Annotated in this window: 16 protein-coding genes; 9 read left to right on the top strand and 7 right to left on the bottom strand. The window is 41.8% G+C overall.

Annotated elements, in window-relative coordinates; translation table 11 throughout:
• Positions 1–3 precede the first annotated feature (3 nt).
• Both LEP1GSC192_RS18860 and LEP1GSC192_RS18855 read right to left on the bottom strand, forming a co-directional pair.
• On the bottom strand, positions 4–1,146 hold the full coding sequence (locus LEP1GSC192_RS18860; RefSeq protein WP_020771612.1) for an A/G-specific adenine glycosylase: 1,143 nt from the start codon (positions 1,144–1,146) through the stop codon (positions 4–6).
• Between the two features lie 219 nt (positions 1,147–1,365).
• Positions 1,366–2,118: an SDR family NAD(P)-dependent oxidoreductase gene (locus LEP1GSC192_RS18855; RefSeq protein ID WP_020771575.1), complete on the bottom strand. Its 753-nt coding sequence runs from the start codon at positions 2,116–2,118 to the stop codon at positions 1,366–1,368.
• A gap of 156 nt (positions 2,119–2,274) precedes the next feature.
• Between LEP1GSC192_RS18855 and LEP1GSC192_RS18850 the strand changes: the two genes are divergently transcribed.
• Positions 2,275–3,165 carry an AraC family transcriptional regulator gene (locus tag LEP1GSC192_RS18850; RefSeq protein WP_036091147.1) on the top strand — a complete coding sequence of 297 codons (891 nt, stop codon included), beginning with the start codon at positions 2,275–2,277 and terminating at the stop codon, positions 3,163–3,165.
• A gap of 50 nt (positions 3,166–3,215) precedes the next feature.
• Entirely contained in the window at positions 3,216–3,911 is a 696-nt protein-coding gene (locus LEP1GSC192_RS18845) for a Pr6Pr family membrane protein (RefSeq protein WP_020771658.1), read from the top strand.
• Here the strand turns inward: LEP1GSC192_RS18845 and queG are convergent.
• Positions 3,870–4,814 carry a tRNA epoxyqueuosine(34) reductase QueG gene (queG, locus tag LEP1GSC192_RS18840; protein WP_020771564.1) on the bottom strand — a complete coding sequence of 315 codons (945 nt, stop codon included), beginning with the start codon at positions 4,812–4,814 and terminating at the stop codon, positions 3,870–3,872. The two genes, LEP1GSC192_RS18845 and queG, sit on opposite strands and share 42 nt — an antisense overlap.
• Positions 4,815–4,830: 16 nt before the next feature.
• On the opposite strand from queG, the gene LEP1GSC192_RS18835 reads away from it, so the two are divergent.
• Positions 4,831–5,193, top strand: a complete 363-nt coding sequence (locus LEP1GSC192_RS18835) for a hypothetical protein (protein ID WP_020771568.1) — start codon at positions 4,831–4,833, stop codon at positions 5,191–5,193.
• 2 nt (positions 5,194–5,195) lie between these two features.
• Here LEP1GSC192_RS18835 and LEP1GSC192_RS18830 read toward each other — a convergent pair whose 3' ends face one another.
• The 4 genes from LEP1GSC192_RS18830 to LEP1GSC192_RS18815 form a co-directional block, all read right to left on the bottom strand.
• Positions 5,196–6,119 carry a DUF350 domain-containing protein gene (locus LEP1GSC192_RS18830; RefSeq protein ID WP_020771617.1) on the bottom strand — a complete coding sequence of 308 codons (924 nt, stop codon included), beginning with the start codon at positions 6,117–6,119 and terminating at the stop codon, positions 5,196–5,198.
• 13 nt (positions 6,120–6,132) lie between these two features.
• On the bottom strand, positions 6,133–6,888 hold the full coding sequence (gene map, locus LEP1GSC192_RS18825) for a type I methionyl aminopeptidase (RefSeq protein WP_036091144.1): 756 nt from the start codon (positions 6,886–6,888) through the stop codon (positions 6,133–6,135).
• 7 nt (positions 6,889–6,895) lie between these two features.
• The gene (locus LEP1GSC192_RS18820; protein WP_010515511.1) at positions 6,896–7,129 is read right to left on the bottom strand and encodes a hypothetical protein; all 234 of its coding nucleotides are present in this window, start codon (positions 7,127–7,129) and stop codon (positions 6,896–6,898) included.
• A 236-nt stretch (positions 7,130–7,365) separates the two neighbouring features.
• The gene (locus LEP1GSC192_RS18815; protein WP_036091142.1) at positions 7,366–10,947 is read right to left on the bottom strand and encodes a hypothetical protein; all 3,582 of its coding nucleotides are present in this window, start codon (positions 10,945–10,947) and stop codon (positions 7,366–7,368) included.
• A 59-nt stretch (positions 10,948–11,006) separates the two neighbouring features.
• On the opposite strand from LEP1GSC192_RS18815, the gene LEP1GSC192_RS18810 reads away from it, so the two are divergent.
• From LEP1GSC192_RS18810 to LEP1GSC192_RS18785, 6 genes are all read left to right on the top strand, one after another.
• Positions 11,007–11,792 (top strand): class I SAM-dependent methyltransferase, encoded by a 786-nt coding sequence (locus tag LEP1GSC192_RS18810; RefSeq protein ID WP_052005260.1) that lies wholly within the window; start codon positions 11,007–11,009, stop codon positions 11,790–11,792.
• A 95-nt stretch (positions 11,793–11,887) separates the two neighbouring features.
• The gene (locus tag LEP1GSC192_RS18805) at positions 11,888–12,190 is read left to right on the top strand and encodes an STAS domain-containing protein (protein ID WP_020771596.1); all 303 of its coding nucleotides are present in this window, start codon (positions 11,888–11,890) and stop codon (positions 12,188–12,190) included.
• A 53-nt stretch (positions 12,191–12,243) separates the two neighbouring features.
• Positions 12,244–13,155 carry an ABC transporter ATP-binding protein gene (locus LEP1GSC192_RS18800; protein ID WP_020771552.1) on the top strand — a complete coding sequence of 304 codons (912 nt, stop codon included), beginning with the start codon at positions 12,244–12,246 and terminating at the stop codon, positions 13,153–13,155.
• Positions 13,156–13,158: 3 nt separating this feature from the next.
• Positions 13,159–13,905 (top strand): ABC transporter permease subunit, encoded by a 747-nt coding sequence (locus LEP1GSC192_RS18795; RefSeq protein WP_020771570.1) that lies wholly within the window; start codon positions 13,159–13,161, stop codon positions 13,903–13,905.
• Positions 13,902–15,566 carry a GldG family protein gene (locus LEP1GSC192_RS18790; RefSeq protein WP_020771600.1) on the top strand — a complete coding sequence of 555 codons (1,665 nt, stop codon included), beginning with the start codon at positions 13,902–13,904 and terminating at the stop codon, positions 15,564–15,566. Before LEP1GSC192_RS18795 ends, LEP1GSC192_RS18790 begins: the two co-directional genes overlap by 4 nt.
• A complete protein-coding gene (locus LEP1GSC192_RS18785) occupies positions 15,566–16,567 on the top strand; it encodes a DUF4340 domain-containing protein (protein WP_020771667.1) in 1,002 nt (333 codons plus the stop codon). Before LEP1GSC192_RS18790 ends, LEP1GSC192_RS18785 begins: the two co-directional genes overlap by 1 nt.
• The last annotated feature ends 39 nt before the right edge of the window (positions 16,568–16,606 follow it).

Raw genomic sequence — 16,606 nt, 5'->3', positions numbered from 1 at the left:
CTTTTAAATATTCGTTTCATTTTCCAAACCCGGAAGAACAGCGCCGTCTTTGGCCAGGGTTTGTTTGATCTTCTTTGCGATGGAGGATGGAAACTCCGTTTCCAAATTTTTCCAGTTACAGTATTTGATCTCTATAGAAGGACGAATTTTGCGGAAATTCTCCAGGATCTTCTTCTCCGACTTTGAATCCAAATCGGTTTCGGAAACAAAACCTTGGATCTTATGGTGAGTGATCGTATGTTTAAATTTGATCCCTAGATCCGATGGTTTTAAATTCCAATCCAATATAGGATCTGCTTCGTATGGATGTTTGCCTTCGAAAGAAAAAGGCAAAGAATAGATCGTTTTAAAAAATCTTCTCTCCGGGTAACGGACCAGAAGTATACCTTGTTTGGTCTTTAGGATATAAAAACGGATGTTTAAAGGAATTTCCTTTTTTTTCTTTTCCATTTCCGGAATAGATTCTTGTACACCATGTCGGTAGGCCAAGCAGTCATCTTGAAGAGGGCATTCCTTACATAAAGGTTTTGGAATACAGATACGGGCACCCAATTCCATTACAGCTTCATTGTGATCTCCCGGAAATTCCAAATTCAAAAAGGAATCCGCGATTTTTTGTAGGATTGGATCGGCTTTCGGTCCCGACTCTCTGAACATTACTAAACGAGAGAGGACTCTTTTTGCATTTCCGTCCAAAACGGCAAAGGGTAAATTATAGGAAATAGAAAGAATGGCTCGAGCAGTGTAAGGTCCGATACCGGGAAGAGAAAGAGCCTCCTCCAAACTTTTAGGAAATTTCCCACCGAACTCGCTCACGAGCTTTCGGACTCCAGCCAAAAGATTTTTAGCTCTGGAATAATAACCCAGTCCCTGCCAGTAACGAAGTACTTCCTCTTCCTCCGCGATCGCAAGAGCTTCCGGTTTTGGAAATCTCTCTATAAACTTTTCGTAAAGAGGAAGCATTGCTGCCACCCTTGTCTGCTGCAGCATGATCTCGCTTACCCAAGTAGAATAAGGAGTTCTATTTTTTCGAAATGCCAAGTCTCGTTTTTCTTTAAGGAACCAATGTCTCAGCTTTAAATTTGTCTTAGGATCGAATTCATAGCCTGGAGAATCGATTTCTTTTTCTTTCAGACCGGCTCGCATGTATCTGACTATCCAAGCCTTTTACTCCAGGGAGAAAAGGAGTTTTCAAAGTGGATTTGTTGGAATTCCTACAAAAATGTTCGGCCCCCGCCCTTTCTGGGCGGGGGCCGGGTCGGTGGTACACATTTCCTCTTATTCAACCTGCCGTATCACAAAAAACTCAAAACAACAAGTAATATTCTAAACCGCAAACTCTGTAGGAGCTCCTACACAAACTCCCTACAGTAAAAATCCTCCGGAAACTTCCAAGTCCTGAGCCGTTACCCAAGAAAATTCGTCGGACAATAGATTCACAATCACCTTGGCGATATCGTCCGGGCTTCCGATCCTTCCTAGTGCGGTCTGATCCGCTAAGGGTTGGATATATTCGGGATGTTTATCGAATACTCCGCCTCCCAGATTTGTGTGAACAGGACCTGGCGATACTGCATTCACTCTGATCTTTCTGGGAGAAAGTTCTTTTGCCAAATACTTTGTCCAGGAAGTCAATGCTGCTTTTGAGGCTCCGTATGCGGAATATCCGACAAAAGATCCATGACTGGAAGAACTGGACGTATTCACGATCCTTCCATTGTCCTCCATAAATTTTACAAGTTGTTGCGTGATGAAGAACGGTCCCTTAAAATTTGTGTTTAATATCTGATCGAAATATTCTTCCGTGATCTCCGTAAAGGGCATACCTCCTCCGATACCTCCGTTATTCACCAAGTAATCAAACGTTTTTCTTTTCCAAATCTCTTCCAGGTACTTCTTTGTAAGTTCCGCAAAAGTTTCGAAAGAGGACTTTTGGCTCAGATCTAACTTTAGACAGACCGCCTTCGATCCGTTCTTTTCCACTTCTTTTACGACTTCTTCCGCGCCTTTCTTATCCGAATGATACGTAAGAATGACTCCTATACCCCGTTTCCCTAATTCGATCGCGGTATTTTTTCCGATCCCGTTACTTGCTCCCGTGACAATTGCGACTTTCATAATGTCCTCCAATACTTTGATCGTAAGAGGTTTTTAAAAAATCGTAAAGATCGGATCATACCTTTTCATTGCCTAATCCTACCTTATCATAAGAAAATCGAAATATTATCGGGAATTTGCTTTTGAAAATACGGTTCTATTTTATTATGCTGAAGAATGAAGGAAATCCTTAAAGAGATTGCCGAGCTAACGATCCAGGCGACAACAAAACCGACTAAAACGGCTCTGCCGAGAGTATTACTCATAAAAGGAGAGGTAGCCGAGCACCAACTCGCGGCAATTTACGAGCCGATGATCGGATTAGTAGTGCAAGGTGGCAAAACGATCTCTATAGGAGAGCAGACTATCCACTTAAATGCGGCTTCTTATTTTGTTATATCTTCAGATATCCCGGCGACCGGAAAAGTGCAACAAGGCAAAAACGGCCCTTATATTTCCTTGGGTCTCGAACTGGACCAAGAATCGATCCTGGATTTATTAAACGACCTTCCGAAAGATCCCTCGGAAGAATATGCGAATAACGAATTTATGGCATGCGAAGCTTCCACTGAATTATTAGAAGCTTGGGTCCGAATGTTACGACTTTTGAAAACGCCCGAACATATACCCGCACTTGCACCGATCTATGAAAAGGAAATATTATATAGAGTCCTTCTTAGTCCGCAAGGATGGCGTTTGAGAAAATTCTGCCAAGCCCAAGGTAAAGGTCCAAACGTATACCCTGCCATTCGATGGATCCGAGAAAATTACACAGCCTCCATGGAAATAAAACGGCTGGCTGCAAAATCTCGATTAGGCGTTACTACCTTTCATAGACAATTCAAGCAGATCACGGGTCTTAGCCCAATCCAATTCCAAAAACAACTTAGACTTCTGGAAGCAAGAAAACTTTTGGTATATAGTTCCTACTCCGCATCACGAGCCGCCTTTGAAGTCGGATACGAAAGTGTAACACAATTTAATCGGGAATATTCCAGATTTTTCGGAGATTCTCCCGCTAGAGACGCTTCTCATGTAAGAAAAAAAATTGCATTGACGAGTTCCTAAAACTCATAAGAATCCGGCGGATCCATTTTGATGAAGAGAAAGATAAACAAATGCAAACTTCTAAACTCAATCTTATCCTGGCCCGCTTGGTATTCCTTTCCACAGCTCTTGTTTGTTTTATAGGCGTTCTATTAGAACTATGGTATGCCTATCATCATACCTCTTCCCTTCCGCCAAACGCAGGCTTTACCCGAACATTTGGACCTGGCATTGACGGCTTACTGAATCAATTTTCTTTTTTTACGACTCAGTCTAATTTAATCTTAGGGATCACTACTTTGCTTCTAGCGATAGATTTGGATCGGACATCTTCTTCTTTTCATATTTGGCGTTTGATCGGGATCATTGATATAACGATCACTGGGATCGTTTTTAACTTCGTACTAAAGACTGTGCCTAAAAACGATATCATTGCAGATACTGCCAGTTACTTAGAACATGATTTTGCTCCAATACTTGCTGTATCCGGTTGGATCATCTTCGGACCTGCAAAAACGGTAACCATTCCTAGGATCTTTTTAGCAGGGCTTCTTCCGATCACGTACGCGATATTCACGTTAACCAGGGGTGCGATTCAGGAATGGTATCCTTATGATATCATGGATGTTCCTCGTTTAGGGTATCCGGGAGTAGCTATCAATATCATAGGGATTTTCGTTTTATTTCTGTTGATCGCGGGTTTTTTGGCCTTAGTGGATAGACTTCTATCTTCCAAATTTGGAAGAATCTCTTTCCCAAACAGTTAAATTTCTTCTCATCTGTTTGTAGGAGATCCTATTTACTGCGGAGTCCTGAAAATAGTTTTTGAATTCTTTCTCATCCAGATCCGAGAGATTTTCTTTTTTGAATAGATCTCGGATCTTAAATTCATCTATCTCTGTTTTCCAACCCTTTTTACGGGCCTTGACCTGATTCCAAGGACAGATCTCTTGGCAGATATCGCAGCCGTACACCCATCCGTACAAAGAGTTCACAGTCTCGGACCTATCTTCTATCGTTTTATAAGAAATACATTTTCGAGCATCGATTTTATACGGCTCCAATGCTTTGGTTGGACAAGAATCGATACAGGCCCTGCAAGTACCACATCTGTCCTTTGCTTGGACAGAAACAAAGTTAATAGGAAGATCCGTAAAAATTAAACTAATAAAAAAGAAGGAACCGTATTCTTCATGGATCAGGTTAGTATTTTTTCCGATCCAACCTAGGCCAGCTTCTCTTGCTAGGATCTTTTCAGGAACGGGAAGGGAATCCACTCCTTGTCGGAACTTTTGATTCGGATACTTCTTCCTTAAAAACTCCAATAAGCCGGAAGCTTTTTTTCGAAGAACGGAATGATAATCTTCTCCCATTGCATATCTGGAAAAACGGTAAGGTAGATCCAAATTCTCATATTCGGGATCATTGTATAAAGCGCCTAACGCGATCACTGATTCAGGTTTGAACCCGAGTCCTTCCAGCTCTAGTCGAAGGTTCATGTTTTTAGGATACCAATCCATATTTCCATGACGGCCTTCCCGAACCCAATGAAGAATATTTTCTTTGTCCTCCGACGGAACAAAAGCTGGCGCTACGCCGAATAATTGGAACCCACTCTCCTCGGCGATATCCCTTAGCTCATCCAGAAGTTCTTTACTTTCGAGAAGCATATCGTATTCTTTCTTTATGCAGGAAGGAGAAGAAATATCCTTAAATTCTATATCCGGGGGAATTCCCCTCCAGGAACTTTTAAGCGCGGCAAAAGAAGCTGGCTTAGATCTTCCGAAAGAAAGAGCAAGACCACTAGGTAGGATCTTACTCGCAGGACTTTTAGGAGCCCTACGAGGATTTGCGGAGAGAGGACTTTCTCCATTCTTACCTACTCATACATATATTTTTGCCGAGATCGTTTCGGATCTAACGGACGCTTATTCTATCCTATCCCAAGAATCGGATGAAAAAATGATTTTACAAGCCGCTTGCGACTTCGGGATCAAAAAAGTATATCATCTAGAATGGAAATTATACTCTTCCAAAGATTTATTCTAAAATCAAACCGCAAAAAATATAATCGCGGAGAAGGACACGAGCACCACAGCTTCCAAAAGACCTGCCCCGAAATTTTGATCCCTTTCGATTTCTTCCTTCAATGTGGAACCAGGCAGAACGACCCAGTCCGCAAAAAAATGCAAGATAGGAATAATAAGGAATGCAAGTCCCAGATCTAATAGTAACAAAATTCCGGTTTGGTACAAGGATTCGAATTCCCTAAACAATGCTCTGGTAAGTAAGATCCCGATCGCAAGTAATGCCCCGGCAAACGCAGTTCCTGCCGCCAGGTTTTGTTTTTCTTCCAACTCACTCTTAAGTTTATAAGGGACCCAAAGTTTATAATATACGGAGAATAATACCATTCCGATCTGTCCGACCGAAAAGAAGATCACAGAAATAATGGATCCAATAATCGTTTTTTCCACTATCGGAGAAACTGCAATTCCCAACCCTTGTGGAAATACCTTCTCTCCTATATCTCCATTCAATGCTGCTGCGATAAAAAAGGAACTAGCGATCGTTCCTCCGAATAATACGCAAGCTACCGCTATATTTCTTTTTTCGTAGATCTCTTCGATCGCGTCGATCCCGCCAAGGATCAATCCATCATTGATCTTTTGGGAAATTAGTAGCAGCACTACTCCTAAAATAGAGAAGGAAGAAACTTGAAAAAGATCTCCGATTAGGTCCCCTTTTTCTCCGGGGTGAGAAACTATGGTGATAAATAGTATAATGACCCCGATATAATAACCGGATAAACTGAGTGCAAGAGCACTATTATCGGATTTTACTAATTCCTCGTCAAGTTTACGAGGTTCCGTCCAGTCTTTGAGTTTTTTGCCGATGTAAAAGACAAGAAAGCCTAAAACGAAAAAGGCAAAATCCTTACCTAGTAAAGAAATATATTTCCAAACGAAATCCATGCACGACAGATTACTATGCTTGGGTTAAAATTTCATAGCCTTTTTCGGTGACTAGAATGGTGTGTTCGAACTGAGCGGACCATTTTCCGTCTTTTGTGGTCACAGTCCATCCATCCTTTTTAGAAAAAATTACTTCCCAGGTCCCTAAATTCACCATCGGTTCTATAGTGAATGTCATTCCTGGTTCCAGTTTCGCCAGTTTACGGCCGGATCGGTAATGAGGGATTTGAGGTTCTTCATGAAAACCTCTTCCGATTCCGTGACCCATTAGATCTTTGACGATCCCGTATCCTTTTGGGGTCAGATAATCATCGATCGCATTTGCGATATCACTTACACGATTTCCAGGTTTTACCTGTTCTATCCCCACCCACATGGCACGTTCCGCATCTTTGACTAGACGCTCCACTTCGGGAGAAGTTTTACCGCCCACAATAAAAGTACGAGAGCTATCCCCGTGATAGCCGTCCACGATAGGAGTCACATCTACGTTGACGATATCCCCTTCTTTCAGAACATCGATCGCTTTCGGGATGCCGTGGCAAACCACTTCGTTGACGGAAGTACACACAGATTTCGGAAAACCTTTATAACCTAAAGGTGCCGATTTTCCTCCATGCTTCTTCGTGAACTCTTCGCAGAGATCGTTGATCGCAAGCGTACTTATACCAGGCTGGATGAACCCGGAGATATAGTCCAGAAGCGCGGCGGCTAATTTGCCCGCCGCCCTCATTTTCTCGATTTCAGTCTTGTTCTTGATGTAGATCAAGAATGGATTAGAAGTCGGTTGGTCTAACCGTAGTGCGTTTGTTCGCCTCGGTACGTTTTAAAGCATCGTCGATCAGTCCGTATAACTTTTCATTCAAGCCATCGACCGCGTCTCCGGAAGTCATAAAGCCTTTAGATTTGATGTAAGCTTTTACCTTGCTTGCGACGATGAGGGTATCCTTTTCAGCGCTTTGAGCCATGGAATTCTTCCTCTTAACAGTAGTTTTCTTTTTTTGTACCATACGAACGAGCTTTGGGAGCTTCTCCTTTTTCCATCCCGAGACTTATCCGGAACGTGTCAAATTTACTTTGATACGTTTCCAGACGCCCCGAAAAAAGGAATCATTTTCGGAATGCCACCCTACAATTTCAGTTTTTTATTAAAAACGAAAGGTCTCCCTATGAAATTTTTTGCATGTCGTATAATACAAGTGGGAACGAGACATATTGGGGAAAAACATTCGGGTCAAGAAAAAAATCATCCCTTTTTCACCGTCTCGTTTTGAATGATCGTCTGGACTAAAGAAGTTTCGAGCCCTAATTTTTCAGCGATCGTCTCTGGTTGCCAATGGAAATTGTGAAATAAATTCAACACTGTCGCTTTCTTTCGAGCAACTAGGGGATCTTGACCTTGCATCTTACCGGATTTTCCCCCTCCGGTCTTAGACATATTGGTTTGGACCACATCCATGAATGTAGAAAGTTTTTCGAAGGTATCTTCCGCTTCGGAAAGTAGACCTTCTAAGTCGTCCTTAACGGAAAGAGCACCTTCTTTCATATCATCCAATCTTTGTTGGAGAGTGCTGATCTGTTTATGGCGCTCTCCTAGCTCGGACATCAGGTCTTCTATCTTATCGAACTTAGCTTCGACGGAGAGTATTTCTTCTTTTCTGCCCGCAAGAGTTTCCAGCCTGTCGTCTGTCTTCCGAAGAGTTTCGGCGACTTCTCTTTCTCTCGCTTCGATAACGGAGATCTCTTTTTCCATCTCGCGTATCTTTTGGGCGAGCTTGAAGGAGTTTTCCTTATGGCCTTGGCTATCTTGGTCAAGCTGTTTGATCTCTTCTCTAACGGAAACGACCCTGCCCAATCGATCTTCCAGATCTAAGAAGCGGGACTCCATTTCGAATGCCCTCTCTCCTGCTTCGACCAACTTGCGATGAGTATCGTTCCAATGAGAGGATTCTTCCATGATCCTTTCGAATTCTTCTTTTAAAACTTCCGCTTTCTCTTCTATGGAAAGAATTTCTGCACTTCTCTCCTCTGCTTGAGAAATACGGTTCTCCAAATCTTCTTGGACTTTTTTGATCCGAACTAAGTTTTGATCCAGATCCTCGTACGTTTTTTCCGTTTGGTTTGCATCTTCCAAAGCTTCTTTCATTTCGGAAACGAACTCTTCGGAACGTTCTATAATTTCTTTTACATCTAAGAAGAGTGCGGAACGTTTTTCCGCGTCCAGGATCCTCTCAGAGATCTCGTCTACGGAAGAACGTAGTTTTTCCGCTTCTTCTTCCAATTCGGAGAAGAGAGAACGTTTTGCATCTTGGATCTCTTCTAAGTCTTTGCGAAGATCGATTTGAAGCACACGATATTCTTTCTGTGCCTTCTGGAATTCTTCTCTTCCGGTTTTTAGGAATTCTTCCGAAGATTCTTCGGTTTCTTTAAGCAGGAATTTTACCTGATTTTGGAATTCCTTCATCTGGTTTTCGCTTTCTTTGATACCGGAATCTAAAGCTTCTTCTAGATGTCGTTTTACATCCGCTAGATGTTTTGCGATCCTTTCTTCCAGCTGGCTCAGTTGGACTTGGCCTTTATCTAGAAGAGCGGATAATTGTCTATTGATCTTGGAATCGATCGTATCGTTTAGACGATCGATTTTTTCTTCCTGTCTTTCGAAGAAATCTTGGCCGGATTCTTTCAATTTGTCCAGAACGACTCTTGCCTGTTCTCCGGCTTTTTCCAGCTGAGATTCGGTGGAAGTGCGGATCTTCTCCGCTTGCATTTCTAAAAGTTTTTCGTTTTTGCGCAGAAGATTTTCGAATCTTTCTCCCGCAGCGGAATATTCCACTTTTACGTTTTCGACACTTGTGATCGCTTCCGCTTTTAAGTCTTTGAAACGAGAAACAAGTTCGTCTCTAACTTCATCTCCCTCTTTTTGGAAGTTCGTCTTGTATTTGGATACGAATTCTTCGATCTTATCCTTTTGTTCCGCATAAGATTTGGAAAATTCTTCCAGATATTCCGCACCTTTAAAATGGATCTGGCCCAATCTTTCTTCCAATCCACGGATCGCGTCCATGGTATGGTTTTTCTGGGACTGGACTTCTTCTTCCCAAGAACGGGAGAAGTGTTCGAATCTTCTGTCCATTTTGCGGAATTCGTCTTCGATTGAGAGACCGATCTCGCTTACCTTGGATTCTGCTTCGGCTAAAATATCTCCTGCGGTTCCTTCGAGAGCTTCCCGGATATCTTTTACATACGAATCCATTTCTTTCATTCGAGAAGAAACCTGGACGTCGAAAATTTTTACATTTTCTCTAATGGAATCCCATTCCGAACGGAAACGTTCCGAATGAGAAGCGTGTAATGCGCTTACTTCTTCCTCTAAAGAACCTTTTAATTCTTTTACGGAAACTTCTATCTCTTTCATTCGATTAGAGATTTGTGAGGAATATTCCTTAACGTTTTCCTTAATTGTTTCCCAATCCGCACGGAATTTTTCCGCCTGAGAGGCTTGCAGCACTTTTAGTTCTTCTTCCAAAGATTCTCTAACTTGGTCCAGTTTAAGTTTGGACTTTCTTTCCTCTTCGGAACGAGAAGATTCTAACGCGGAATGAAATTCTTTCAGTCCGGAAAGGATCTCTTTTCTTAGATCTTCCGCTTCTATTCGGAGACTGCTGGAAATACGATTGAATTCGTCCTCGAAAGAATCGATCTGACGCATCAAATCCGCTTTGCGAGAATCGGCCTGCTTGAGTAGTTTGTTTTCCGCTTCCAGATATTTTTCTTGGAAAATATTGATGGAGTCGTTGATCCCTTCCGCTTGTCGTCTTGTCTCGTTTAAGATCTCGTCGCGACGTGTCAGAGTTTCCAGGCTCATTCCTTCTATTTCTTTACGAATGGCCTCGATCTCAATACGGACTCCGTTTAAGAATGCTTCTTTAGAGTGAACTACTTGTTCTAATACTTGATCGTATTTTTGGCGAATGACTGATTCGTTACGAGAGAAGGTTTCCTCTAACTTACGATCCGCAAGCTCGGCCTTCTCATCCACTCTGGTCTCTAATCGATCTATTTTTTCGGAAACGGATAAAAATGCGGTCTGCATACGATCCGTTCTGGCATCCAAGTCTTCTTCTTTTACTTTTACTGATTCCAGAAGAGACTGCACTTCTTCGCGGGCGTTATCCACCTTGCCTACGGTTTCATGGTATAATGATTTGGTTTGGGCCTCTAATCTTTGGCGGAACGCTTCTCCCAATTCTTCCAAACCCGATTCGATACGATCCGCTTTTACTTCTAAAAGACCTTCCAGCTCCACAATTTTGGAAGCGAGTGACTGCAAAATATCGTCCGAACGGAAATTTAATTTTTCTTGGAATGCTTCGAGTAAAACTTCTGCCTCGGAACGAAGTTCTTGGATCCGATTTCCGATCCCGTACACTTCTTTTTTGCCCATTTCCAGTCTTTGTAATCCGTCTTGGATGGACTGGGATTCTTGGCGAATATCGGAAGAAAGATGGACCACTTCTTTCAGATCTAAAGTGACTGCGTTTAAAAAATCCCGATTGGAACGGATAGTTTCCAATAATTGTTTGGATTCTTCGTTGAGGCCTTTTACTTCTTCCGCTAGTTTTCTGGTCTGCTTTAAACTGATCTCCAGTTCTATTCCGGAATCCTTTACGGATTGGATTTTTTCCAGGGCAATCTCTTGTAATTCTTCCTGGAGTTTGCCAGTGTATCTTTTGATCTGGCTGAGCTTATAATTCGACTTGTCCATCCTACGAAGGAGGATAGTAATGCCTACACTGGCTAAAAAGGGTAAAAGTAGTTCTAGGCCCATACTTAGAGTTTCACGAAGATTCTGTGAAGAAAACCCTTCAAAGAATTATGTCGCATCAAATGGATAGGAATACTCGTATGCAGGGGAATAAAGCAAGAATTATTTCTCCAATCCCCAAAAAAAGGCCTTATACCGCATTTGCAGGCATTTACGACGGGGTCATGAAACGGGCACCGTATCGAGACTGGGCTGGGATGATTTTGGAATCTTACCAGATCGGGACCCAAAAAATCCATCCCAAAGTCGCCTTGGATTTAGGCTGCGGCACCTGCAAAATCTGGAAATTCTTACCTCCTTCCACCGAGCTTTGGGGGATCGATAATTCTCCTGAAATGCTTCAAATCGCCGATTCCGAGCAAATTAGAGGAGTTCGGAAATTAGGGAATCTTCTCTCCTTCCCCCCTCTTAACAAATCTTTTGATCTCGTTTTTTCCGTTCACGACACTTTGAATTATTTCCAAAGAGAAAACGAACTCTCCCAGGTATTTACCCAAGTTTCAGCGGTCTTGGAGAAGAACGGGGTCTTCTTTTTCGATGTAAGCACTGCCGAAAATTTTCGGAAAAATTTTCAGAATAAGGTCCTACAGGAGACCCACGGGAAGACAAAACTCCTCTGGAGGAACGATTTCGACCCGGAAACTTCCGTGCTAAAAACCAGTTTGGAATTTTCAGGACCGGGAATTACAGAGTTAGAGGAACATTTTCATAGGGCCTATCCGCTTGAAACTTGGTCGAAGTTACTACAAAATTCCGGCCTGGAAATTCTTGGGATCGGCTCCGATTACGAGTCCTGGGAAATTTTACCGAAAGCGAATTACTGGAATTTTATGTGCCGAAAAATGTAAACCGCTTGTTTGTTTAGTAAGACCGGCACTCCTCCCTCTTTTATTTGTTGGGATGACTTAGTTTTAGGAGTCTATTTCACTAAACAAACTGCGCTATGGCCAAATTAACGATACAAAATAAACACGGAATCGTTCGTTTCGAAAATCAACTTCTGGACGGATACGAAAAAGTTTTCGATGAAATTTCGGAACAGGCTTCTAGGGCCCATATCCAAAACCTGACCTTGGACATGACCCCGACCAAAAAAATCACTTCCAGCGGAGTCGCAAAATTACTCACTCTTAGAAACCTTTTGGATCATTTCGGAGTAAAATTAGAGGTTGTGAATTTACAACCTGCTCTAATGGATGTTCTTCGTAAATTTAAAGTGGATACAATGCTCAGAATTAGAGCATAATTTCTCCGGGAAAAGAAGTTGCATAGGCCTTAAGGCCCGAAAGAATAACTTTCGTGGTCTCTCTACAGGTATCCGAACTTTCCAAATCCTATTTCGGGAAGATCGCGATTTCCAATCTGAATTTTTCCATACCTAAAAATAGGATCACAGGTTTACTTGGACCAAATGGAGCGGGTAAAACGACTGCGCTCAGAATACTCACCGGTTTTGTTCGACCTGATTCCGGTTCCGTTCTCCTAGACGGAGTTTCTTTAAAAAAAGATCCCCGAGCCGTAAAACAAAGATTAGGTTATCTACCCGAGTCTTCCGCCATTTATCCCGACATGACAGCCGGGGAATATTTGGATTTTATCGGGAATGCAAGAGGGATGGAATCCTCCTTTTTAAAAAAAAGAAAAAAAGAAGTATTAGAAATTTGTGATCTGAAATCCCAAACTTTTTCTTTAGCCGGGATTTTATCAAAAGGTACAAGACAAAGACTAGCTTTGGCAGGAGCATTACTTCATGATCCGGATTGGATCGTTTTAGATGAACCGAGTTCCGGATTAGATCCCATCCAAATCTCTCATTTCAGGGAAATAATTCGCAATTTAGGAAAAGATAAAATAGTTATATTATCCACTCATATACTTTCGGAAGTAGAGGAGACCTGTGATCATGCTTTGGTTTTACATAAAGGGAACCTAGTCGCAGATCTTCCTGTTTCGGAATTCAAAAGATCCGATTCGGTACTTCTAACCGCAAAAACCGAAAAGGAAACCTTAGAAAAAGTTTTAGAAGGTAAGAATGTCCGAATTCTTTCTTCCGAAAAGGAAGGTGGATATACCAAATTCAGATTGGAGTCTTCTTCCTTAAAACCGGAAGAAATTTTTGAACTCATCCGAAAGGAATCTTTTTCGATCTTAGAATATAAGATTTCTCAAAAATCTTTAGAATCCGTTTTTCAGGACCTGGTTTCCGGATAAGATATGAAATTCACCGACCTGCCTCCGGGATTAGTTGCCGTTTTCCAAAAAGAATGGACCAGCTATTTTAACACACCGATCGGCTATGTATTCTCGATCCTCTACTTATTCTTATCTTCCTTCTTGTTCTTTTACGGTTTGGGCGAAGGGTCTTTCTGGGACAGAAAAGTTGCAGGTATGGAAGAATATTTCGTATGGACGCCTCTCCTATTCGTCGTGTTTATTCCAGCAATCACCATGAGGCTTTGGTCCGAAGAAAAAAGATCAGGAAGTTTAGAGATCTTATTCACTTTGCCGCTTTCTAAATGGGAAATCGTCGGAGGGAAATTTCTAGCAGCTTGGGCATTTTTAGGATTCACTATTTGTTTAAGCTTGAGTATCCCATTCTTTATTTGGGCTTTCGGAGATCTGGATCTTGGGATCGTATTTGCCGGTTATTTAGGCTGTCTATTACTTGGAGGGACCTACATCAGTATCGGGATCTTTCTTTCTTCTTTCGGGAAAGACCAGATCAGTTCTTATATCCTAACCGTTCTTGTCTGCCTTTTCTTTTTTCTATTAGGCACACAACCTGTTCTGAAATTTTTCGGAGGCGGACCTTCCACATTTGCGTATTTATTCGCATTGTCCTCTCATTTTGAATCCTTTCGTTTAGGAGTCTTAGATCTTTCTGATACGCTATACTTTATTAGTTTTATCACGGCGAATCTTGCGGGGAACGTCTTCTTTCTCAGGAGAAATTATCCATGAGAGAGTTATTTCGTCCTCTATTAGAAATTTCTAAATCCCCTTGGTTTGGATTTGCGAACGGTATTTTACTCTTCATTTTATTGAACGGGATCTTCTCTACAATTCCTTGTAAGGCGGATCTTTCCAGGTCGGGAAGATTTCAGATCACCACTAGTACGATAAAAGTCCTGAAAGAATTGGATGATCCTCTGTACATAGACGCATTTTATTCTTCCGAAATTCCGGGAGAATACAAGGCAAGAGTGGAACTCAGTAAGGAACTTTTAAAAGAGATCTCTAAGATCGGAAAGGAGAATGTTTCCTTACGATTTTATGATCCATCTTCCTCGGAGGAAGATGCAAGAAAGGCCATGGAATTAGGATTGGAACCTCAGATCCTACAACAAACTTCCAGGGACTCCGCTTCGGTTAAACAAGCGTTTCTGGGAATCATTCTTACCTTAGGCCATAAGACGGAAGTTTTATCATTCGCATTCTTTACGGAAGATCTAGAATACCAGATCCTAAATTCAGTCCGCAAAATGCAGAGACAGGATAAAGATTCCGGCATCGTTCTTCTGAAATCAGAGGAAAATTTTTCCCCCCAAGAACAAGGCTCCCCCAAAGATCGGATCGAAATTTTTACAAAACGGGTTCTTAGAGGAGAATACGGTCCAATCTTGGAATTGGATCTGGAAACGGAAAATCTTCCCGAAGAAACGGAGATCGTTCTCTGGATAGGTGGCGGCACTCTTTCTAAAAATACCGAAAGAAAGTTAGACAAGTTCATTTCAGAAGGAGGAAGTCTACTTGTTCTCGCCAAAACAATGGAGTTCAAAACGGAAACCGAAAGAGGTAGTTTCGGACTTCTCTCAGGGGATTTGGGAGCGGGTTTAGCGCATAAAAATCCGAACTCGGAAGAAATGGTCCGTTTTTTAGAACATTATGGTATTCGAATGAACTATGATATCATTTTAGAACCGGATCATTCTTTGCCGATGGGTTCCGTGATAGAAATTGAACCTGGAGTCCTAGGAAAATATCCTTATCCTCCTTGGATCGTTCCGGACCAAAAATCAGGAAGTTTAGATCGAAATAGCCCGTTTACCAAAAATCAGGAAAGTCTTTTGATCCCTTGGACTTCTAGTCTGAATATTCTTCCCGAAAAACAAAAGGAAGTGCAGTTTACAATCCTTGCAAAAAGTGGAGCAGAGGCGGAATCTAGGACGGAACCGGTCTCTTTAGGAGAAAAACAGCTCCTTTCCACTCCGATCCAAGCAAATGGCGGACCTTTTCTTTTAGGCGTGTATGCAGAGGGAAAATTTACTTCTTATTTCTCGGATACAAAACCGCGAGGGCAAGATCTGCAATCTCAAAGCAAGCCTCCAAAAACGGGAAGGATCCTGGTATTCGGTTCTCCCTATTTGGTTTCCGATCTTTTGGCATTTCCCGAATTCTCAGAAATACTCAAAAATTCGAATATTCCGTTTTTATTAAATACGATCGATATTCTCAAGGGAGAAACCGATCTTTTAGAAGCTCGCTCGAAACAATCAGCGGTCTTAAAATTAAAACCTTTACCCTTCTTCTTAGAAACTGCGATCAGCGTATTTCATTTATTATTAGTGCCTGGGCTTCTTGCGCTTTATGCTTTCCGAAGATTAAAAAGAAGGAACGGATAATGGTTCTCTCGAAATATTCCCGACTTCTCCGTAGCATTTATAAAGAAAATCCACAAGTCTTATTATTTTTTGGGAATATACTTTTAGCTATTCTATTATTGATCGCAAAAGATCCTTGGGACTGGTTCAAAAAGACCTACCAAAATTCTGAAAGCTTCTTTAAGATTCGATCGGAAGAGATCCAAACGATTATCAGCGGTCGTAAAGGACAAGAAAGTATCCTAAACAGAAATCTGGACGGTTGGACCGTGCAATTACCTTCTCAGCTTGTGTTGCCTGGAGATTCTGCCAGGATCGAAGAATTGATCCAAACCTGCTTGCATCTACGTAAATTCACTCTGTTATCGGAATCCAATTCGGTCTCGAAGGAAGAATTCGGATTAGGAGGAGATGAACCGATCTTAGAGCTCAAAGATGTTTCCGGACATTCACTTGGAAAAATTTTGATTGGTGCTCCTGTCCGAAAAGGTTCCGGGACCTATATACTGGACGAAAAAAACCAGATCTGGTTAGTAAAAGAAAATCTAAAATCGGTCACTGGCGGAGGCAAACTGGATTTTTTCCTGAGTAGATCCCTTGTTCCTCCTTTCCCTTCCAGGGAAAAAGTTTCAGAGATCAAGATCTTAGGATTTTTTTCTAGGGATTTTACTTTAAAAAAACAAGGAGAGAATTGGATCTTAGAAACTTCCGGCGGGCAGATCCAGGCCTTTACCGAAGAAGTGGAAAATTATTTGGAAGAGATTAAAAAACTAAGTGCAGACGAAGTATTTTTGGAGAAGTCGGAAGAACTTTCCGCAGTCCCGAAAGATCGGAATTTTAAAATTGAGATCATCACTACTACGGATCGTTATCAAGTTTCTCCGATCGGAATGACCAAGTTAGGAAGTTATGTTTTCCAAAGAGAAGGTTTAAGTTATAGATTAGTCTTGGATCCCTGGAATCTGGAAAGGATTCTAGAAAAGGATCTTGCCGACTTTTCAAGCAGGTTTCCTTCCCCCTGAACGACTCTGAATCAATGGTTGACACTCCAAGGGGATAAA

This window comes from Leptospira sp. B5-022, assembly GCF_000347035.1.
Lineage (GTDB): Bacteria > Spirochaetota > Leptospiria > Leptospirales > Leptospiraceae > Leptospira_B > Leptospira_B cinconiae.
The sequence above is the reverse complement of the archived record's forward strand: the minus strand, read 5'-3'. Positions and strand labels throughout refer to the sequence as shown.